At 69.6% G+C, this 19987-nt stretch carries 19 protein-coding genes and 1 pseudogene; 18 read left to right on the plus strand and 2 right to left on the minus strand.

From position 1 onward, the window contains the following. Positions 1–26: 26 nt before the first annotated feature. Together ACFWB8_RS17395 and ACFWB8_RS17400 are read right to left on the minus strand one after the other, a co-directional pair. Positions 27–407 (minus strand): DUF6415 family natural product biosynthesis protein, encoded by a 381-nt coding sequence (locus ACFWB8_RS17395; RefSeq protein ID WP_385226935.1) that lies wholly within the window; start codon positions 405–407, stop codon positions 27–29. Then, positions 404–880 (minus strand): ATP-binding protein, encoded by a 477-nt coding sequence (locus tag ACFWB8_RS17400; RefSeq protein ID WP_385226938.1) that lies wholly within the window; start codon positions 878–880, stop codon positions 404–406. The genes ACFWB8_RS17395 and ACFWB8_RS17400 overlap by 4 nt, the downstream gene beginning before the upstream one ends. 341 nt (positions 881–1221) lie before the next feature. On the opposite strand from ACFWB8_RS17400, the gene ACFWB8_RS17405 reads away from it, so the two are divergent. The 18 genes and pseudogenes from ACFWB8_RS17405 (at position 1222) to ACFWB8_RS17490 (ending at position 19901) form a co-directional block, all read left to right on the plus strand. Next, on the plus strand, positions 1222–2082 hold the full coding sequence (locus ACFWB8_RS17405) for a helix-turn-helix domain-containing protein (protein WP_385226941.1): 861 nt from the start codon (positions 1222–1224) through the stop codon (positions 2080–2082). After that, complete coding sequence (locus ACFWB8_RS17410; RefSeq protein ID WP_385226944.1) at positions 2079–2312, plus strand: DUF397 domain-containing protein; 234 nt, start codon at positions 2079–2081, stop codon at positions 2310–2312. Before ACFWB8_RS17405 ends, ACFWB8_RS17410 begins: the two co-directional genes overlap by 4 nt. A 177-nt stretch (positions 2313–2489) precedes the next feature. Then, a pseudogene (locus tag ACFWB8_RS17415) lies at positions 2490–2606 on the plus strand (Scr1 family TA system antitoxin-like transcriptional regulator); the annotation flags it as partial. 35 nt (positions 2607–2641) lie between these two features. Then, positions 2642–2872, plus strand: coding sequence for a DUF397 domain-containing protein (locus ACFWB8_RS17420; RefSeq protein WP_385226947.1), 231 nt, complete (start codon positions 2642–2644; stop codon positions 2870–2872). 744 nt (positions 2873–3616) lie between these two features. After that, entirely contained in the window at positions 3617–4534 is a 918-nt protein-coding gene (locus ACFWB8_RS17425) for a conjugal transfer protein (protein WP_385226950.1), read from the plus strand. Then, positions 4531–4851 (plus strand): hypothetical protein, encoded by a 321-nt coding sequence (locus ACFWB8_RS17430; RefSeq protein ID WP_385226953.1) that lies wholly within the window; start codon positions 4531–4533, stop codon positions 4849–4851. The genes ACFWB8_RS17425 and ACFWB8_RS17430 overlap by 4 nt, the downstream gene beginning before the upstream one ends. Next, the gene (locus ACFWB8_RS17435) at positions 4848–5357 is read left to right on the plus strand and encodes a hypothetical protein (RefSeq protein WP_385226956.1); all 510 of its coding nucleotides are present in this window, start codon (positions 4848–4850) and stop codon (positions 5355–5357) included. The genes ACFWB8_RS17430 and ACFWB8_RS17435 overlap by 4 nt, the downstream gene beginning before the upstream one ends. Beyond that, complete coding sequence (locus tag ACFWB8_RS17440) at positions 5357–7924, plus strand: ATP-binding protein (RefSeq protein WP_385226959.1); 2568 nt, start codon at positions 5357–5359, stop codon at positions 7922–7924. Before ACFWB8_RS17435 ends, ACFWB8_RS17440 begins: the two co-directional genes overlap by 1 nt. Next, positions 7921–8268: a hypothetical protein gene (locus tag ACFWB8_RS17445; RefSeq protein ID WP_385226962.1), complete on the plus strand. Its 348-nt coding sequence runs from the start codon at positions 7921–7923 to the stop codon at positions 8266–8268. The genes ACFWB8_RS17440 and ACFWB8_RS17445 overlap by 4 nt, the downstream gene beginning before the upstream one ends. A 215-nt stretch (positions 8269–8483) precedes the next feature. After that, positions 8484–10898, plus strand: a complete 2415-nt coding sequence (locus ACFWB8_RS17450; protein ID WP_385226965.1) for a hypothetical protein — start codon at positions 8484–8486, stop codon at positions 10896–10898. Further along, a complete protein-coding gene (locus ACFWB8_RS17455; RefSeq protein ID WP_385226968.1) occupies positions 10895–12001 on the plus strand; it encodes an NlpC/P60 family protein in 1107 nt (368 codons plus the stop codon). Before ACFWB8_RS17450 ends, ACFWB8_RS17455 begins: the two co-directional genes overlap by 4 nt. Positions 12002–12303: 302 nt before the next feature. After that, on the plus strand, positions 12304–12669 hold the full coding sequence (locus ACFWB8_RS17460) for a hypothetical protein (RefSeq protein ID WP_385226971.1): 366 nt from the start codon (positions 12304–12306) through the stop codon (positions 12667–12669). Further along, positions 12651–15239: an ATP/GTP-binding protein gene (locus tag ACFWB8_RS17465; protein ID WP_385226974.1), complete on the plus strand. Its 2589-nt coding sequence runs from the start codon at positions 12651–12653 to the stop codon at positions 15237–15239. Before ACFWB8_RS17460 ends, ACFWB8_RS17465 begins: the two co-directional genes overlap by 19 nt. Beyond that, on the plus strand, positions 15236–16141 hold the full coding sequence (locus ACFWB8_RS17470) for a replication-relaxation family protein (protein WP_385226977.1): 906 nt from the start codon (positions 15236–15238) through the stop codon (positions 16139–16141). The genes ACFWB8_RS17465 and ACFWB8_RS17470 overlap by 4 nt, the downstream gene beginning before the upstream one ends. A 734-nt stretch (positions 16142–16875) precedes the next feature. Further along, the gene (locus tag ACFWB8_RS17475; protein ID WP_385226980.1) at positions 16876–17481 is read left to right on the plus strand and encodes a hypothetical protein; all 606 of its coding nucleotides are present in this window, start codon (positions 16876–16878) and stop codon (positions 17479–17481) included. A 701-nt stretch (positions 17482–18182) separates the two neighbouring features. Continuing rightward, positions 18183–18341, plus strand: coding sequence for a hypothetical protein (locus tag ACFWB8_RS17480; protein WP_385226983.1), 159 nt, complete (start codon positions 18183–18185; stop codon positions 18339–18341). 151 nt (positions 18342–18492) lie between these two features. Continuing rightward, positions 18493–19080 (plus strand): SAF domain-containing protein, encoded by a 588-nt coding sequence (locus ACFWB8_RS17485; RefSeq protein ID WP_385226986.1) that lies wholly within the window; start codon positions 18493–18495, stop codon positions 19078–19080. Then, on the plus strand, positions 19080–19901 hold the full coding sequence (locus tag ACFWB8_RS17490; RefSeq protein WP_385226989.1) for a hypothetical protein: 822 nt from the start codon (positions 19080–19082) through the stop codon (positions 19899–19901). Before ACFWB8_RS17485 ends, ACFWB8_RS17490 begins: the two co-directional genes overlap by 1 nt. Positions 19902–19987 lie beyond the last annotated feature (86 nt).

Here is a 19987-nt window from a genome sequence, read left to right on the forward strand (position 1 = left end):
GAAGTTCGCCAGGGGGACGCGGAATGTCAGGGGGAGGGCGCAGGCACGGGGGCGAAACGGTCGAGCAGGCCGATGCCGGCCAGCGCCATTCGGCGTAGGTGCGCCCGGATACCCAAGTCGCCCGGCACTTCCGCGTCGAGCAGGCGGCGGGCGGTTGCGACGAGGGGGGCGATTTCGTCCAATCTGGACTCGTACTCAGGGACCACTGCGAGGAGCTGCCTGAGGTGGCCGCGCATCCGCAGGCTGAGGTCCTGTATCTCGTCCTCGTCCGGCACGTAGTCCTGGCCGAGGACGACTTCGAGGTCCTCGAAGATCAACTCCAGAACCGACGGCCGGATCGGTTGTAACGCCTCAAGGACGCGCATGCGGGTTGTCTCACTGGCGTCGAAAGCCACGTCCCAGGTCATGTCGAACCCTCCGCCTGTTGGGCGTCCCATCCGACGACGCACCAAACGCAAGCGCCCTTCTCCGTGACTCCCCAAGCGTCTGCCATCGCGTCCACGAGGAAGAGGCCACGACCGTTCTCATCGAGATGGTCGGCCGCCTGAACCCGGGGAACGCCCGAACCGCCGCCCCGAACCTCCAAGCAGACGTACTCCTCGGTCAGGAAGAGCCGAACACGCACCGCCTCGCCGGCCCCGTGCACGACGGCGTTGCTGACCAGCTCGGACAGCAGAAGCGCGGTGTCGTCCGCGAGGTCGCGCAGGCCCCAGACGCCCATGCAGGCCATCACGATGCGCCGCGCCTGCCTCGGGCGCTGCCTGTCCTTCTCCGGCAGCCCGGTTCGCTGGAAGTTGACCTCCGAGCAGTCAAGGACCGGCAGCGGGTGCGGTACTCCCACGAGTCTTAGGTCGGCATCAGGTAGTGCGGCGATCGACATGGCGCAGTCCTCCGTACGGACGGGGAGCGGGCGGACGCAGCAGCGAGCAGACAGTGCTCTCTCGCAGGGCAGGCCAGTTGACCCACAGTGACGGGTGATCACGAACTGACTCACAGTCACGGTTGCCGCTCATGGAAGGATGCACCCGTTGTGCTGATGCCTGCAACCATTGCGACTGAACTCCCAATGGCTGTACTGATGTTCTGTCGACTTCACACCCCAGATCCGGGCACACTTACCCGGAGCGAGGCCGTCACACCCCGAGGAGAGGGAAGCCCCACCCGAATTTCGCCCCGCCCACCCGTAGAAAGGTCAAACTTCCCGTGCCCACACCTCCGCTTGTGCAGACCGTCCGCAGACGACGTCTCGGGAGCGCGCTCCGGGAATTCCGAGTCCAGGCCGGCATGAAGACCGATGCGGCGGCCGCCGCCACGGGCTGGGACGGCGGCAAGATCAACCGGATCGAGAACGCCAAGGCCCACCTCCCGATCAAGGACGTCGCCCCGCTACTCAAGGCCTACGGGATCACCGACGAGCCCGTGATCACGGCAATGGAGGAGCTGGCACGGGACGCCAACAAGGTCGGCTGGTGGGCCAGCTACGGCGACCTCCCCGAAACGGCATACCGCGACTTCATCGGCTTGGAGGAGGACGCCGAGTCCACCCGCGTCTACACACCAGGCCTACTCCCCGGTCTCCTGCAAGTGCCGCAGTACGCCCGCGAGATCATCACCGCTACGGCGATCACGCGCACTGCAGGCGAGGTCAACGCCTTGGTTGAGATGAGGAAGAAGCGGCAGGCGATCCTCACCGATACAACCCGCCCCAGCGGTCCGCTTGAGTTGTGGGCCGTGATCCACGAGTCGACCTTGCACTACAAGTCGGCAACTCACCCCGTCCTCATGCGGGAACAGCTGCGTCACCTGATCGACATGACGAACCTGCCGAACGTGCACATCCAGGTGATGCCGATACTCGCCAACCCGCACCCTGGGATGGTGGGGCCTTTCCACGTCGTCCGTTTCCCGCAGCCCTGGCCCACGGTGATCAACCTCGAGAACCTGCGCGGTGGGAACTTCACCGAGAAGACCGACGACGTGAAGGTCTACGAAGCGGCCTTCGGGCTCATTCAGGCCGCCGCCCTTCCCGTGGACGACTCACGGGAGAAGATCAGATCCATCATGGAGGAGACCTCGTCATGACCAGCCAGAAGACGCTCCACGCTATCGAGCTGACCGAAGCGGCATGGTTCAAGTCGTCCTTCAGTGACGGCGGCGAGCAGTGCGTTGAGGTGGCCGATCTCAGCCGGACGGTTCACGCCGGGATCGCTGTACGAGACTCGAAGAACCCGGACGGCCCGGCTCTGCTTCTGGGGCCGACCGCCTTCTCAGCGTTCATCCAGAGCACGAGGATTGTCCGCGCGCACGCCTGACCCTCAGAAGCGCCTTGGCCCGCCTCCCCCAGTTAGCCGGGGGACGCGGGCCTCACTCGTACACCCGTACCCGGACGGCCAGCGTCGCACCCACACCTCGTGGGTTCACGCGCCGCCGTCCCGGGCTCACCAGCAATATGACAGTGATGGACTTCCGGCCCCCCGTCACCGCCCGTGATGCTGATCGACCACCTGCGAGGCAGCGTCTTTCTGGAAGACCCGGAAGATATAGAGGCGTTCACGATGACCTTCGCCGCTGTAGCGGATGCCGCTCTGGACGTCGATGCCTCGCGCAAAATAATCAAGAACTACCTGAAAGGGAAGACCCCGTGGCTGCTCAGGCCAGCCCCAGCGCGGCCAACTCAGGTGAAGTGGCGTGGCGCAAGTCGTCCCATTCCGGGGGCGGAAAGTCCTGCTGCGTCGAGGTCGCCGACCTGTCGGCTACCAAGTACAGCAAGATCGGCGTCCGTGACTCGAAGCGTCCGGCTGGTCCAGCTCTTGTCCGGGCGGCCAGCGCCTACGACACGTTCGTCCTCCTCGCCATCGCCCAGGCGATGTGAGCGTGGACCGCTCCTTCCTCCCCAGCCATGACGGGGACGGGCGGTCCCCGCTGAGATACATCCGCTGCCGCGATGCTGGCCTCTTTCGCTAGCGCTTCCCGCTCCTCCGGCATCGCGTGGTAACGGCAGCTCAGTCTTCCCACCTCCATCGTGAGCTGGCACGGTGTTCCCTGGCCTGTCGGGCGGCCACAGCAGGGCCGGCGATCAGGGTGAGTTTGGCCAGCCTGGCGCCCAGTTTCACGTATGCCTGACAAGCCCGATCGTCAAGGCAGGCTGTCCTCTGTCGCCGTGCTCCGCCGCGTCGTCGGGAATCACACAGTGATGGCCTCGCAGACCGACCACCTGATTGATCAAGCAAAACCGAACGTTGACCTTCTGCGTCGGCAGCGTCGCGGTGACTCACCGATGTCCCGGTGAGTGGCGGCCCTATAGGGCTGTGACCTGCGGTGGGGAGGTCGTGGCAAGTCACCGGTGAGTTGCCGTTTCAACCGTGGCCCATCTGTGATCCCGAGGGCATTGGCGTGGGGAGCGAACCGGTGAGGACGCCGCCGTTTCGTGGGGCAAAGCAAGTCTCGTCCCACGGAAGGCGTCACCATGAGTCCCACTCCCCCACGCCGTGACCGCACGGCCCGACCTACACCCGCCTCGGCGGTTGCATCTCTTCGCCGCTCCCGTCCCGAGACTGTCCCGGTTGGCCGGCTGGTCTCCCGCGGACCCCGGTTCGCACGGGTCGGGATTTGGACCGTGCTCGCGGCCGGTCCCCTGGCCCTGGCCGTCTCTCTGACCGCTCCGGCGGCGACGGTGGCCAAAGCCGCACCCGCCACGCATGCCTCGGAGTCGGTCCGCCCTCCGGCCGATCCGGGCGGTGCGGCGGAGATGTTCGTGGAGTTGTGGTTGCGGGCCGACGCGGCCGCTCCCGACAGCGGCGTCGCGGCGGCTGTGCGGGCGCTGGCCCCTGAGGCGGAGCTCCCGAAGCGGCCTCGCTCCGAGGCTGGCGCCCCGGTGTCGACGGCCCGGGCGGTCACCGTGCGGACGTCGTGGGGGCCCGGCGGCGGGTGGACGACAGTGGTCGCGGTACTTGGCGGCGGCCGCGACCAGGCGGTGCCCACGGCGTCGGGAAACCCTGTGGTGGTCCCCTTGGTGCGGTACTTCGCAGTGTCCGGGGCCGGTGGGAAGGACGGCGACCCGGTCACGGTCAGTGGATCGCCGGCTGAGATCGCTGCGCCGGACGCGGGTGCGGTCCCCGACTCGGAGTTCACCCACCCGGTTGCCTCCTCGGGAGCGTTGGCGACCTCGCTGCGTGAGTTCGTCCGCGCCTACCTGGGTGGGCAGGGCGCGGGTCTGGAGCGGTACCTGTCTCCAGGGCTGCAAGTCTCGGCGCCCAAGCTCGCTCCGTACACCCGCGTGGACATTGAGGACGTCGCCGCGGACGTCGAGGTCGCCGCCGGTGGGGCGGTGCCGGCGGACGGGGTGAAGGCGCGGGCGCGGGTACGGGTGAGTGGGGAGGACCGGGCCGGGGTGCGGTGGCCGCTGGCCTACCGGCTGGAGGTGACCGCCCGGGCTGGGCGGTGGGAGGTCAGCACTCTGGAGGCCGGAGTCACCGCCCCGTCCGCGGGCTCGGCGTCCCCGGCCCCTGCGGCTGTCGTGGGCGGTGCCCGGTGATCCCGACGGACACGGTGATGCTGGCGGGCAAGCTCGACGTGCTGGGTAACTCCCTGCTCGGGACGCTGTCCGGCTGGGGTGACAAGGGGCTGAAGGTCGCGTTGACGGTGGTGGTGCTCGCCGCCGTCGTCCGCAATTTCTCCCTGAAGGCCGGAATCGGCGCGCTGCTCGCGATGATCGTCGCGTTGAGTCTCTACAACTCCCGCGAGTCGATCGCCGGCATGTTCTCCGACGAGATCAACAACCCCGCCCACGGCGCCGGGTCCATCACCCTCGTGGTCCCGCCGGACACTGCGGCGAGGGGACAGGTCCTGTGAGCGCGACGGCGCGGCCGCGCGTGGCGCGCGTCTATACCAGCGCGCGGCGGCACCCGTGGGTTCTGGGCAAGCTCGGCGATTGGACGATCTGGTTCGGGCCTTACACGCCGGCGCAGCTGGTCGTCCTGGGCGGTGGGGCGTTCGCGCTCATCAAGACGTACGCCTTGTGGTCGTGGGCGGGTCCGGTGCCGGTCCTGCTGTGGGTGGGCGGGGTGTGGGCCGTGCGCGGTGCGCAGATCGCCGGGCAGAACCCGTTCACCGCGTTGCTCGGCGTGCTGACGCTGTTGCTGCGGCATCCCGCCGGGCGGATCAGTGGCCGCGTTGCCCGCGACCGTCGGCCCAGCTACCTGCGGGGCCGCTTCATTGTCGAGGCCGCACCCGAGGTGGCGCCTGGTCTGCGGGCCGTCGTGGTCGAGACCGTCTCGGCCCGGCACCGCGCACCCGTCGGATCCGGTTTGTCTCGGCTGGTTGCCGATGCGGCCGGGGCCGAGGGGAGGGCAGCTTGATGCGGACTCCGTTGCGGCATGTCGCCGGTCATCTGCTGTGGTCGACATCGTCCCGGGTGTGGGCGGTATGGCGGGTGACACCTCTGCCTGGGGGCTACCTGCCCGCCGAGGTTCACCAGGAGCTGCTGGGTCGCATCGCCTCGCTTGTGCGGTCGATGCCCGGCCTGGACCCGCGCCTGTTCGTGCTCGCTTCGCGCACCGACCCCGGAGAGGTCGCCGAGCGGATGACAGCGGGGGTGGGCTGGCAGCACCTGCCCGCCTGGGCCGAGACCTGCGCGGCGACCGTCGATCTGCTGACCGGTCAGGAGATGCACGAGCGAACTCTGTGGCTCGCCGTTCCCCTCCCGGGCAAGGCCGGCGCCGCGGCAGCCTCCCTCGCCAACCTGTACGCGGAGCTGTCAGCGGCGCTGGACCTTGTGCCGGTGCCGGTTGCGGAGGCTGAGGTCCAGGCCGCCGTCGCGGAAGCCAGCCGGATTGAGACCTCACTCGGTGGCGGGCTGGGACTTCGGCCGGCGTCGCCGGCCGAGATCGTGTGGATGGTGCAGCACGCCGTCTACCGAGGTCTCGACCAGGAGCCGCTGCTCTCGGACGCTGAGCACAGCCCCTTGTACGGCAGCCGCGTTCGCGCGGGACGGCTGCACTCCCCCTCGTACGCCGATTTGGGGCAGATCCGGCTGGCCGAGGGCGGCCAGGAAACCCTCAAGGGGGCCAAGACCGCCGGGAGGCCGTGGTGGCGGTCGCCGGGGACGGCCTCGCCGGTGGGCCGCCGGTGGCTGCAGGTCGAGTCCGAGGCCGGGACCGGCTACCAGGCCCACCTGGTCCTGGCCGAGCTCCCGCCGGCGGTATCGGTCCAGCACGCCGACGTCCTGGCTCAGCTGGAGGGGTTGCCGTTCCCGGTGGACGTGGCCGTGGACCTGCAAGTGGTGCCCGCGAAGAAGGCACGCGCCCAGGTTCAGCGCAAGAAGCGCGAACTGCTCGATCAGGCCGGGCAGTACGGGGCGCAGCCCACCGGGATGCCGCACTCGCTGCCGGATGCTGCCGGGGACCTGGCCGAGCAGGACGCGCGAATGGCCCGGACCTCGGTGGAGGTCGAGGTCCAGTCGGTGACCGTGCTCAGTGTGTGGGGCCCGGACGCGGCCACGTGTGATGCGCGGGCCCGGGAGCTGTCGGCGGCCCTGTCGGGTGGCGATTACCGGGTGGAGCGGCCCTACGGCATGCAGGAAGAGCTGTTCGCCCTCGGTGTGCCGGGGGCGGTACGGGCGCCGAAGCTGGGGCAGTTCACGCAGCACCAGCTGTCGGAGGACTGGGCGGCCTGTGGTGCGTTCACGCTGTCGCGGGTGGGGGATCCGGCCGGGATGATGGTCGGCCACGACCTGGACTGCGGCACGATCCGCCCCGTCCTGTTGAATCCGGCCGACGCCCCGCAGGTCAACGCGTCCGCGTCCAGCGCCGTCGTTGGAGACCTGGGCAGTGGCAAAAGTGTCCTGGAGAAGCTCGTCACCGGCGCGGTGGTGGACCGGCGCGGGCGGGCGATCGTCATCGACCGGACCCCTATTCGGGAATGGGCCAGCTTTGGGCAGTCCGCGATGGGCGAGCACTGCCAGGTCATCGACGCCGCCCAGGCCCGGATCTCCATCGACCCGCTACGGGTGTTCGGCGGGCCGGTCGGCGCCCACTACGCGCTGTCCTACCTGACCCTGCAACTGGGTGTCGGGGCGATGAGTACCGGGGGCGCCGTGCTCCACCACGCCGTCGAAGAAGTCTCCCGCGGACCGGAGCCGTCCATGGGCAACGTCTTGGACGTCTTGGCTTCCCTCGTCGAGCACTGCAGCGGTACCGCGCGCGCGGACGCGGCCGCGACCATGGCCGATCTGCTGCGCATCGTGCGCGGAAACCCCCTCGCCGCGATGGTGTTCGACCCACGGTTGCCACCGGTCACGCTGGACGGGGACCTGGGCGCCGATCTGGTGGTCGTCACCACCACCGGGCTGACCCTCCCGCCACGAGAGGCGTTCGCCGACGTCGAGGTGCTGCGCCAGCAGCCCTTGGAGGCGCTGATCGGGCGGGCGGTGCTGTATCTGATCGCGGCGATCGCCCGCCAGGCCGCATTCACCGAGCCGGAGCGGTTCTGCCTGGTTGCTGTGGACGAGTGCTACTGGCTGACCTCATCAGCGGAGGGATCCGGGCTGGTCCACGAGATCCTCCACGACGGCCGCAAGCACGGTGCCGGCGCCTTCCTGGGCGCCCACGACGTCGAGGAACTCGGCCCGGACGCCGCGCTGATCGCCTATCGGTTCCTTGCCCGCACCACCGACAGCAGTCGCGCCGCCAAGGCCTTGCGTTTTCTCGGCCTGGATGGCGAGGACGAGGACCTGCTCCGGCTGGTCACCACCGGTCTCTCGCCGGTCGGACAGGCCGGACGGGAAGGCGAGATGCTGCTGCGCGATCCGCGTATGCAGGTCGGCCGGATCAAAGTCGTCGTCCCCCCGGTGCCGCGCCTGAAGGAATCCATCTTCACCACACCCGGCCGCACCACGCGGCCCACGATCGCCGGGGGGAACCGATGACTCGCACGAACGGTGTCCGGCTGCTGCTCGTCGCGGCCATCGCCCTGCTCCTGCTCACCTGCACCGTCGCCGCCTGGGCCCTGCCCCACACCCGCCCTTCCGCCCCGGCCATTGGGACTTCCACCTTCACAGCAGCCGCGGGTGAGCGCTGCGAGCTGATCATCGGGCCCGCTCACGACTCCTGTGCGTCGGCGCTCGCACAGGCCGTCGATACGCCGCGCTCGACGGAGCGGTCCGCGGTCTGGCCCGGCGTACTGAACCACCGCACCAGCCTGCTGCTGTTCTCCACCCTGGCCATCGCAGCCGCCATCGGGCTTGTGTCTACCGCCGGGCAGCGACTGTGATCGCCCGACCTCGCGTCGACCGCGGGACGCTACGCGCGGCTGGGTTCGTCGCGCTGCTCACAGTGGTGTTCCTGGTGGCGAATACGGCGGTGGCCGCCGCAGCGGATGGAAACGCTGCCGCTGGTGGAGGGCTGCTGGGAGTCTTGGACGTCCCCACCCGGGAGGGGGTGCCACTCAGCGGCTACCGGTTGGAGGCCTCAGTCGCCTCGCCCTCTGTGGGGCAGCGTGTCGAGGACGTCGTCAGCGGCGGTCTGTCGTTCGACGTCATCGGGGAAGTGCAGCGGCTGCTGCTCGACGGCCTGTTCACCCTGGTGCGACTGCTGGTCGGTCTGTGCTGCTGGCTGCTCCGCTTCGTTTTCGACTTCCCCCTGATCACCCTGCTCACCGATCCCGCGCAGACAATCGCCGACGCCTACCAGCGGCACGTCGTCGGCGCGCTCGGTCTCGAGGGCCTGCTACTGGGATGGGCTTTCGTCTTCGGACTGATCCTTTTCGTCCGTGGCAGAGTCGGCAAAGGCCTCGGGGAAATCGTGATGACCCTGGTCATCGCCGCGCTGGCCACCAGCGCCTTCATCCGCCCCGACTACCTGCTGGGCAAGGACGGGCCGCTCCAGCAGACCCACCAGGCCGCCATCGAGGTCGCCTCCATCACCACGTCCTCCTACTTCGACGCCCCGGGCCGCGGCGGTCGCCCCTGCGACACCGCGGTAGGCCCGGCCCATGACGCCTGCGTAAGCGAGCAGGCCGACGCCAAGACGGTCACCACCCCGATCCAGAACGCGCTGACCGACGCGCTGATCGTCAAGCCCTACATGCTCATCCAGTACGGGCGGATCCTGGACCCGAAGAACCCCGGCGACGCCGCCGCATACCAAGCGCATCTCAAGTGGGTCAAAAGCAACGCGCCTGCCCCTGCGGCGAGCCCGGCACAGGGCACAGGGGACGCTTGTGCGCTGCTCGACGACCACTCCAAAAAGTACTGCGAAGATCACTTTGCCGAGCCGTCGAAGGACTACTGTGCGCCGCTCGACCCGCAGAGCGAGGAGCGTTGCCGCGCGGCAGGGGCGGGCAAGGCAGGATTCCCCAGGCTGATCAAGGACCTGGAAGGCGCCGGCCCCGTGGGCAAAGCAGCGGCCGCATACGCTCAGGAGCCGACGTGGGATCGGGTGTGGTCGGTGCTGGCGCTGCTGGTCGCCGTCCTCGTGGTGGCTCTCATGATCGTGTCGATGACGGTGGTGATGCTCGGCGCCCAGGGCGCGGACGCGGCCACCGCTGCCGCCGGGCCCATCGCATGGGTGTGGGCGATGCTGCCCGGCCCATCGCGGATGTTGCTGTGGCGGTGGCTGGGCGTGTTCGTCGTCTCCGCCCTGGTGGCGTTCGTGGCCGCGATGGCCCTGCCGCTGTTCGGGATCGCCGTGGACGCGCTGCTCGCCGACGCCGGCCCCGACCAGATGGTGGAGCGCCTTCTGCTGGTGGACGCCCTCGCTCTGGCGTTCTTGATCATGCACCGGCGGGTCCTGGCCGCCACAGCCTCGTTCGGGCAGCGCCTGGCCAGCCGCATGCGGTTCTCAAAGATCGGCGGCAGCCACCTGCCCGGCGACAGCTCCGAGTTCGGCGCCGCTCTCGCCCTGCACGGCCCGGCCTCAGGACTCGGCACGGGTGGGCTGGGTGGTGGCTTCTCCGCCGCACACTGGGCGTTCGGCGCGCGGCTGCGCTCCCTGGGCAGTGTGGCGGCCTTGAGTGACGGATCGGGAATGGCGATGTCTCCCGGACGGCTGCTCGGCGACGCGCTGGCGGAGGGACGGCGCAGCATCGCACCGCTGGCCGTGGCACTGCGTGGAGCACACGCCGCACTCGTCGGCCCGAACCCTGCCGCCCGGCATCCCGCTGCAGCCGCCCTCCACCACGCGGCCACGGCCCGCGGGCCGGCAGGCCAGACACAGCGCCAAGGCGAGATGGTGGTGGACCAAGAGAGCGGCGAGATCCTCCACGACCCCGCCGCCGACCGGCCGCTGCTGGGATCGCGCCTCCACGCGCGGGCCTCGCGGCTGCGCGGCTACCGTGTCGCGTCCCGCACCGCCCGACTCGCCTACGGGGCGACCCTGGGCCTTCCCCGCAACGTGGGCCGCGCACGTGGTGCGGCCTCGGAGTTCACCGACGACGCCCGCACGCAACTGCGGGTGGCCGCGCACCAGGTCCGCGAGGACGGCGGCCGCTGGGCGGACGGCGGACGGACCGTCCGCGATCGGGTCGACCACGCCGGTCAAACCCTCGCCACCGCCTGGCAGGTCCATGACCCCGCAGGCGCAGTCCGTGACACCGCCATCGCGGCAGCCATCCGCACCGCCCCGCTGGACGGCAGCCGTCGGCTCCGGACCCGGACCACCGCCAGTTCCCCGGCCGCACCCCCGCGGGAAAGCCCGCCGGCCGCCGTACGGGAGGAGACGCCCTCCCGTATGCGCCGCACCCCGCGGGGCGCGGAGGCGGCCGCGGCAGCAGACCGGCCGGGTGCGGGTGTCGAGGCCCGGGAGGCAGCGAACCGGGACAACCTCCTGCAGGTCCTCCACGCCCGCCGCATCGCCGAGCGCCGCGCCGCCGAGCGCCGTGCGCGTGAGGACGGCAGCCAGTGAAACGCTGGAAGAAGCTGGGGTGCCTTGGCGTAATGCTGTTCGTGGCGGCCGCGGCCTGCACCGGACCCGTGCTGCTGACTGCCGCGGCCCTGACCCGGGCCGGTGCCGGCGCCGGGGCGATCAGCGCGGTGGCGGCCGGGATCCCGGAACGGATGTTCGCCGCCTACCGCGCCGGCGCCTCCCAGATGCGCGGCTGCGCGGGGATGCGCTGGCAGATCCTCGCCGGCATCGCGCGGGTGGAGTCCGACCACGCCTCCGGCCATCTGGTCGGCGTGAGCGGGGACATCGACCCGATCATCGTGGGCCCCCGTCTGGACGGCTCCCGCCCCGGCGGCAACACCAGCGCCATCCGGGACACCGACGGCGGCCAGTGGGACAACGACACGGAATACGAACGGGCCGTCGGCCCCTTCCAGTTCCTGCCAGCCACCTTCCGCACCTACGGCAGGGACGGAAACGCAGACGGGACCATCAGCCCGCACAACGCCGATGACGCCGCCGCCTCCGCTGCCGCCTACCTGTGCGCAGGCGGCCGCGACCTACGCGACCGCGAACAGCTGCGCGCCGCCCTGCACACCTACAACCAGTCCTGGGCCTACGTGCACGACGTGCTGTCCGGGATCGACCGTTACGACGCCCTCGGCCAGGCCCCCGCCCTCCCATCGGGGAACGCCGCCGCGGTCATCCAAGCCGCCCTCGCCCAGCAGGGACTCCCCTACTCCTGGGGCGGCGGGGGCCCCAGCGGGCCCACCACCGGGATCTGCTGCTCCCCGCGCGGCCAAGACGGCCGCACCATCACGGGCTTCGACTGCTCGGGCCTGACCCAATACGCCTACGCGAAGGCCGGGATCAACCTGCCGCGTACGGCGGCCGCCCAAGCAGGTGCGGGACGCCGCATTCCGGCGTCCGCCGGCTTCGGCGCGCTGCAGCCCGGCGACCTCGTCTTCTACGGTTACAGCCCCACCGCTGACTCGACCATCCATCACGTCGGGATCTACCTCGGCGACGGAAAGATGATCAACGCGCCCCGACCGGGCACGCAGGTCCGCGTGGACCCCCTCACCGCCATGCCCGACTACGCGGGAGGGGCCAGGCTGCTGTGACGCCCTCCCCCTCCGGCGGGGGACGGCTGCTTGCCGCCGCCCTCCTCCTCACCATCACCGGTTCATGCCTGCTGTACGCGGGACACTGCGACACAACCCCCGCGGCAGGCCCGGCCAGCCACCAGGATCAGGCATCACGCTCCTTGCGCGCCGAGGTCACCCCGGGGCCGCAGGCGGCATCCCCACCCAGTAGTCAGGCCGGGCCGGTTCCGTCACCCTCCGAGTCGGAGATCTTGCGGCAGCCCTCACCAGACAGCACCTCCACGCCGTCGGTAAGCGGTGGCATCAGCCCCGCACCCGCGTTGTCCGAACTCCCGCCGCCGGGTTCGGGACCAGCCGCTGATCCGCTTATCCAGCAGGCACTGGACCAGGCCAGCGCCCCGGATCTACCGGCCGCCGCCGAGCTACACGTTCTCGCCCTTGGCCGGACGGCCTGGCTGGCCGAGACGGCCGGCTACACGCAGGTGCGGATCCAGGCCGCGACCGCGCGCCGCGACACCCCACCCACGTCCGGCGCCAATTCGGGCGACGGCCAGCGCGAGCCGGTCCGGGCGGTGGTGCGGCTGGTGTGGGCCGGAGGCGATCCGGCCTGGACGTTCCTCGACGGCCGCACCGCGACCGTCCGCTTCATCCAGAACGGAGAAGGATCATGGAACCGCACCATGTGATGCTGGCCGGGGCGCTCCAAACGGGCGCCGACATCTTCGCCGCCGTCAGGGCCGTAGCCGACTGGGCGGTGGTGAACTCCTGGTGGCTGGTACTGGTCGCAGCCGCTGCCCTGACCGGATGGGAGGCCCTGCAAAAGCGCCTGTCAGCAGAAGCCTTGTCGCGGCGTACATATCTGGAGCTGGTGCCCAGCGCCGGGTTCGACCCGAGTCCGGAGCAGATCTGGCGTCAGGGGATGCAGCTGATCCGCGCAGCCGGCTCCGGGCCGTGGTGGACTCCGCGGCGTGCCCGTGCACTGAGGCTGCGGCTGCGCGCCGACGGCACCCGCCCCCTCACCTACCGGATCGAAGCCCCCGCGTCCGCGCACGCGCTGCTGACCCAGAACCCGTACGGGGCCCGTGTCCAGGCGAAGCCGGTCCCTCCGGTCGCCGACAAGCGTCGCGAACACACGGTGCGTGCCGTACTGACCCTGCATGGCAAGCCCGGATCCCGGCTGCGGGACGTCCCCTTGGACCCGGATCCGCTCCAGCCGCTGATCGATGCCGTCGCCGACCTGAGCGACAGCCTCGGTGATCTCGCCGAGGTCTGCCTCGACCTCTCCCCCGCCTCCCGCTGGCACCTTGCCGTACACCGCTTCCACACCATTCAGCAGGCCCGCAACCAAGCACGCCGCGAAGCGCAGCGCGAAGCACGCTGGATGAGCCAGGACTCCACCGACAGCCTGCACGTCTCCCTGGGCCGCCTTCTGGACCCGGCCCAGTGGCGCGGGACCCGCCGCGGCCAGATGCTGATGTCACCCCAGCCCCGTCGCCTCGAGCGGGACGTTGTCCTCGGCAAGCTCGCACACACGCCCGGACTGGTGCGTGTCCAGATCCTGCTGCGCTGCGCCTCCGACACCGCCGACCGCGCAGAGCAGCGGCTCGCGCGGATCAGGGCAGCCATGGACGTTTACGCAGGCGCCTCCCGCCTCGCCTCCCAGGGCTGGTCACTCGGCCCGGCACGGATCGGCCCCGACCGGTGGCCGTGGCGGGACCGGTTCGATAAGCGATGGTCCAGTGGACTGGTGCGGCCTGCGCAGGGCGGGTGGGCCCACATTGAGGAACTCGCCGGACTCCTCAAACCGCCCACCCGCATGGCACAGGTCCCGCTCATGGAGAGCGACATGCCGACCTTCGAGCGGGGCAAGGACTTGGTCCCGCAGGGCTGGTACCGGGGCTCGGACGGGCGAGAGCGGCTGCTGGCCACCCACGAGGACGACACCCTGTTCGAGGTCCAGTCCGGCAAGGCCGGCTGGGGCAAGACGATGCGCGCCGAAGTCCAGGCCGTCGCCAGCGCCCACAACGGGCGCGGCCTCGCGTTCGTCGACCCGCACGGCGACTCCTTCGCGGACGTCGACCGCTACCTCGCCCACGAAGCGATCATGGAGCGGATCGCCCTGTTCGACCTCACCGTGCGCGAGAGCAGCGACTTGTTGGGCTGCTGGAACCTTCTCGACATGACATGCGGCCAGCCGCCGCACGAGGTCACCGGCGCTGTCGTGGAAGCGTTCGCGACCGCCCTGGGGTGGGACGACGTCAGCGCGCCGCGCGCGCTCACCATCCTGACCAAAGCCGCCGAAGCGTTGGTGACCGTCAACGCGGCCGCCGTCGCCGCCGGCTTGCCCGAGCAACAGGCGACCCTGTTCCAGATCCGCTCACTGCTGACCGACCCCGAATTCCGGCACCTGGTCGTGACCGCCCTGAACGAGGAAGGCCGCCGATGGTGGACGGCCAGTTTCCCCGACCTCCCCAAGGACGCACTGCCCATCGTGCTCAACCCCCTGGAACGGCTCGGAGCCAACCCGGTCATCCGGGCGTTCCTGGGCTGCCCCGTCAGCGGGTACGACATCCGCCGCGCCATGGACGAGGGCCAGGTCTTGTGGATCTGCCCGCCGGGTACCGGCCCCACCGACCGGCTGCTCATCTCACTGATCGTCCGGGACTTCCTGCGCGCCGGCCTGTCCCGCCGCGACCTCCCCGAGAACAAGCGGCGCCCCTTCCGCTTCTACCTCGACGAGCTGATCTCCCTCGACGCCGGGGCTTCCACCGTCCTGGCCGAGATCACTGAGCAGCTGCGCAAGTTCGGATGCCGCCTGCACGGCATGACCCAGCTCCTGAACCGCCTCACCCCCACCACCCGCGCCGCACTGTTGCAAAACGCCTCCTGTCTGTCCACGACGGCCGGATCCGTCGAGGCCATCACGCAGATCACCAACCAGTGGCCCGACACCGTCACTCCCCAGGACGTGGCCGGCCTGGACCGGTGGTGGCACTACGCGTCGTTCACCGTCGCCGGCAAGCGCATCGGCCCCCTGCGCGTACGCGGCCCCGAACTCGCAGAAGTCTTCGGATTCCTCGCCCGACCCACCAAAACCGATGCGCTGCGCCGCGCCGCCCGTGCCAACGCCGGCGCCCTCCCGCTGGCAGAACGCACCACGATTGCGCTCGCCCAAGAACAGAACGTCCGCGCCTTCCTCACCAAGAAGCGCAGCAATTCCACCACCCCCGCCGACACGAAGGACCAGTACCGATGACCGCCGCGCCCCTGCTCCAGCCCGCCACCGGCGACACCCACGCACGCCGCGCCCTGGCCCTGATCTCCCAGTACCGTCTGCTCACCACCACTCAGCTCCACCAGATGCTCACCCCCCACACCCCACCCCGCAAGATCCACAACGTGCTCGCGCCACTGCGCGCGGACGGCCTGGTCACGCACACCGTCCTCGGAGGAAGGCGCGGGCTGCAAGCCCACTTCCTCACCCCCGCCGGGGCCCAAGCCGTCAGCGACTGGCCTGAGCTACGCGGCCGCACCCCCACCACCATCCCCAGCCCTACCGCCGCCTCCCTGCGCGCCGCCCACACCCTCACCGGCGTCCGCGCCCACCTCACCTTCCTGACCGACGCCCGCAACCACGGGGACGAATACGAGCCCCTGGACTGGGTCCCCGAGGTCACCCACCGCCTCCCCGACACAGGCGGCGAGGACCGCCTCATCGCGGACGCCGTCTTCCACTACACGGCCAACCACCCGCGCCTGCAGTACCGGGCCTTCGTGGAAATCGATCGAACGACCATGAGCAGTGAACGCCTGGCCCGCAAGCTCATCACCTACGCCCGCTTCCACAGCTACACCCCCCAACCAGCAGGCCGGCGCGGGACCATCGCAGACCAAAGCGCCATGCTCGCCTGGCAACGCTTCTACCCCCGCTTCCCCCGGATCCTGTTCATCCTCACCGGCGCTCCCCGCCCCACCCTCACCAAGCGCATCGAAGACCTGAGGCGGATGACCGCCGACCACGACCTCGTCACCCGCCTCGCCACCCACGTGCCCCTCGGCGCCGCCATCCTCGAAGACCTCGAAGTCCACGGACCACACGCGGACGTCTGGACACCCCTGACCGGAAGCCCCGAACCCCGCGGATGGACCCAGCTGTGAGCAACCATCCTGACCGGCACCAAAGCCCATCCGCCCCAGAAGCCGTCGACTGGCAGGAATGCCAGCACGACAACGACGGCTTGATGGCGCAGCTCTCTGACCGCGAGGCTCTCATCGGGAACGGCCTGATATTCCTACGAGGAAAACGAGTTCACGTGGGGCCACCAGGACCGGACGGAACCGAGGCTGGACGAATCGCGGCCGCGGACCGGGACCGACAGCCCGGCCATGGGACGAGTCCGCCGCGCAGGTCCCGCTCGTAAGCAAACCACCGTTTACCCAAGGGTACGGAGCATTGTGGCGTACGCGCAGCGTCGGCCCTCAGACTGCCGCCACCTTCAAGCCGGGGACCGGTGAGTGAGGTCGCTGCCCGATCGTTACCTGCTGGGCCCATACCGGTGAGCGAAGCGGCGAGGCGGAGCTGCAAGGATTACAGCAGCAAAGAATCGGCCAGAAGTGAGAATTTCGGCCATCGACACACCCTGGCGGATCACCGCCGATCTCGCTCGCCAGCTGGTAGGAAAAGCCGCCCTCACAGCGGTTTCGACACACGACTATCCGGTATTTCATACGATGTTCGATCACCTGAGCACCAAGAACCCCATAGGAACTGGGTCGTTGACGTCGTAAGGTGCGCTGTACGACTGTCAGGCAACTCCGTTGCACCAGCGATTTGGCGGCTCGGGCAAGCAACCCGCCCCACCCGACGAAGTGACCACTGGGGGTTTCTCTCCGTGACAACCGCACGACAGCAACACAAGCGATTCACCCAGCACCGCCGGGCCCTCGCAGCCGCCGCGATCGTCGCGGCCCTCACCGCCGGCTGCACGACGGACTCCGACGACGGCAAGGCATCGCCGGAGGCCACGGCGTCGGTCCCGGTGTCCACGTCGGCCTCGTCACGCGCGGCGCCGACGGACCCGAAGGAAGCGTCCAAGGCCGAGGCCAAGGCCGCCTTCGACCGTTACTGGAGCACCCTCACCGCCCTCTACGCCAGACCCGACGCCCCGGCCGCCGACCTGAACAAGGTGGCAACGGGAGATGCGCTCGTGCAGGCGGAACAGGAGCTCACCAGCCTCCGCAGCGCTGGCCAGGTCGTCAACGGACAAGTGCAGCACTCGAGTACCGCCGTCGTACTCAAGGAAGGCACGAAGCTGGAGACCGCAGTTATCACGGACTGTGTCGATGTGTCGCAGTGGAAGCCAATCGACAAGGCCACTGGTAAGGAAGTCCAGCTCTCGAAAACCCGGCTCCTGCGATACGTGAGCACCGTAACTGCCGAGAAGTGGCCCACCGGCTGGATCGTCTTAGAGGAAAAGGTGGAGCGTCGGGCATGCTGAGACGGCCCGTCAGTATCGTAGCGAGTTCTGTCCTGCTGACCGCTGGAGCCTCAGCAGCGGTTGCCGACGGCCCCGTCGGCGCCGGAGACTGTGGCCGGGTGCATTTCTGTGTCGAAGTCGATGTTCCCGGCAGCGAGCCGCCGCCAGGGTCGCATGGCGGCGGATCTTCGCATGGTTTAGACCAAAAACCGGTAGCGGCTAGGGACTGCTCCATTCGCCTGCTTGAGCCTCAGCCGCCTGTGGATAGCGCGCTGTGGGAGGGGCATTCGCCCGGCGATGGTGCTGTCTATGTGAATCCGTGTGGTGATTCCGGCGGGGGCGCGGCTACGGATGGGGTCCTCGGACGGGCCTTTTGGTCTTTGGGTACCCCCGATCCAGCAGTGAGTCCGGCCGTTCTGGCGCAGCGCGCCATTGATTCGATGCGTCTGTTGCCCCCGGCGATCGGCATTGTGCCCAAGCCTGGGGGCGTGGGGGTTGTTGGGATGCCTGTCTACATGTGGACGGCGACGGGTCCTGAGACGTACGGGCCGAACATCGCGTCGGCATCAGCAGGCGGGATCACGGTCAATGCGACAGCCAGGGTGTCGAAGATCGTGTGGGAGATGGGCGATGGAACGACCGTCACCTGCGTCAGCCCAGGTACCCCCTACCGTGCCGAGTTCGGGAGGGCTCCGTCACCCGACTGCGGCCATCAGTACCGCGTGCCGTCCAGCACGACCGCGTCCGGGAAGTACCACGTCACCGCGACGTCAACGTGGTCCATCACTTGGGCCGGCGGTGGACAGAGCGGTCAGCTCGCCGCGACTCGCGCCGGAGCTGTCGACCTCGCCGTCGGCGAGGTCCAGGTCGTCGGCCAGTAGCCCCCGTTCCCCTTCGTTTTCTCTGGAGGCATAGCTCGTGAGCACGACCACCACCCACGTACCTGCACCTGGCAGGCCTGAGGGCAGTCCGGCTTCCGCTCCCCGTGTCTTGCGTCAGCGCCGCCGCCGGCCCGGGCTGATTGCCTTGTCCGTGGCCTTGATCGCGGCGGGAGGGCTGTTCGGTGCGGTGCTGTTCACCGCGTCCGGCGAGCGGTCGGCGGTGCTGGTGGTAGCCCGTGATGTGCCAGTTGGGGCGGCGATCACCGATGCCGATATCGCGCCCGCGTCGCTGGCGCTGGATCCGGCGGTGAAGGCGGTCCCTGTCGCGAAGAAAAGCGGGCTGGTAGGCCAGCGGGCTGCCGTCGCGTTGAAGGCAGGGTCGCTGCTGTCTCCTGGACAGGTCACCAATGCGTCCCTGGTGAAGACCGGTGATCAGTTGGTGGGTGTGGCGTTGAAGCCTTCGCAGATGCCGGCGTCTCGCTTGGCGCCCGGGCAGCGGGTGTTGATCGTGTGGACGCCGGATCAAGCAGTGGCGGCCACAGCGGGTGGTAAGCCTGGGGATCCGGTCAGCGCGCCCAAAACGCTGCCTGCAACCGTTGTGGCCGTGGGGGTGCCGGCTCCGGCGACGGGCGTGCTGGTGGTGGACGTGGCGGTGCCCTCGAGCGAGGGCCCAATGTTGGCCGCGCGGGTGGCGATGGGTGGGGTGGCTCTGATCATCGCTCCGCAGGAGGCGGGCTGATGTCGGTCATCGCGTTGGCGGGTGGTCTTGGCGCTCCGGGGGTGACGACGGTGGCGATGGCGCTTTTGATGACGTGGCCGCTGGCGGAGGGTCATCGGGTGGTGCTGGCCGAGGCTGATCCGGATGGAGGGGCGATCCTGCCCGGCGCTCTCCAGGGGACGCTGGACAACTCACATGGGCTGCGCAATCTGGCTGTCGCGGCACGTCAGGGGCAGTTGGCGGAGGCGTTTTGGCGTCAGTTGGTGGACATCACCGATGCCGAGTCGCGTGACCGGTTGGTCCTGCCCGGTCTCTACGATCCCGCCCATACCTCGGCGATGGAACCTGCGTGGGCGCCGCTGGCTGCGCTGTTCGCGGGGATCGAGGCTCACGGGCATGACGTCCTGGTGGACCTCGGCCGGCGCGGCGCCTTCGGTGCGTCTGCGGTCTTGGCCCAGCGGGCCGACGTGGTGCTGCTCGTCGCACGCAACACTTTGCGTGGACTGCAGAGCACTCAGGTGCGGGTGAACGCGCTGCGGGAGCAGCTTGGTGCGGGCGCCGAGATCGGGCTCCTGTTGGTGCACGAGGGCCCGTTCTCCAAGGAGGAGGTCCGCAAGCACCTTGGCGTGCCCGTCACGGCCGTCATCCCGTGGCGGCCGAAGGACGCGAAGGTGTTGTCGGACGGGGCGGAGCAGCCGAGGAGGTTCGAATCCGGTGAGTTGATGCGTTCGGCGCGGTCGGCTGCGGTGCGGGTGCAGGAGCTGGTGGCGATCCGCCGCTCTCGCCTCGCCCCACCGTCGGCTGGTGCGGCGTCAGGATGGGCGGTAAGCGGTGCGCGCTAACCCCGTACACAGCAGCCCCCAGGTCACCGGTTCCCTGCAAGCGCGTCTGACCGCACCCCGCGCCACGGTTTCCGTGCCACCGACAG

Source organism: Streptomyces sp. NPDC060031, assembly GCF_042736805.1.
In the GTDB taxonomy this organism is placed as follows: domain Bacteria; phylum Actinomycetota; class Actinomycetes; order Streptomycetales; family Streptomycetaceae; genus Streptomyces.

Coding starts and splice junctions, on each gene's coding strand:
- ACFWB8_RS17395 (WP_385226935.1), bottom strand. CDS start 407: ATGACCTGGGACGTGGCTTTCGACGCCAGTGAGACAACCCGCATGCGC.
- ACFWB8_RS17400 (WP_385226938.1), bottom strand. CDS start 880: ATGTCGATCGCCGCACTACCTGATGCCGACCTAAGACTCGTGGGAGTA.
- ACFWB8_RS17410 (WP_385226944.1), top strand. CDS start 2,079: ATGACCAGCCAGAAGACGCTCCACGCTATCGAGCTGACCGAAGCGGCA.
- ACFWB8_RS17440 (WP_385226959.1), top strand. CDS start 5,357: ATGCGGACTCCGTTGCGGCATGTCGCCGGTCATCTGCTGTGGTCGACA.
- ACFWB8_RS17445 (WP_385226962.1), top strand. CDS start 7,921: ATGACTCGCACGAACGGTGTCCGGCTGCTGCTCGTCGCGGCCATCGCC.
- ACFWB8_RS17465 (WP_385226974.1), top strand. CDS start 12,651: ATGGAACCGCACCATGTGATGCTGGCCGGGGCGCTCCAAACGGGCGCC.
- ACFWB8_RS17470 (WP_385226977.1), top strand. CDS start 15,236: ATGACCGCCGCGCCCCTGCTCCAGCCCGCCACCGGCGACACCCACGCA.
- ACFWB8_RS17490 (WP_385226989.1), top strand. CDS start 19,080: ATGTCGGTCATCGCGTTGGCGGGTGGTCTTGGCGCTCCGGGGGTGACG.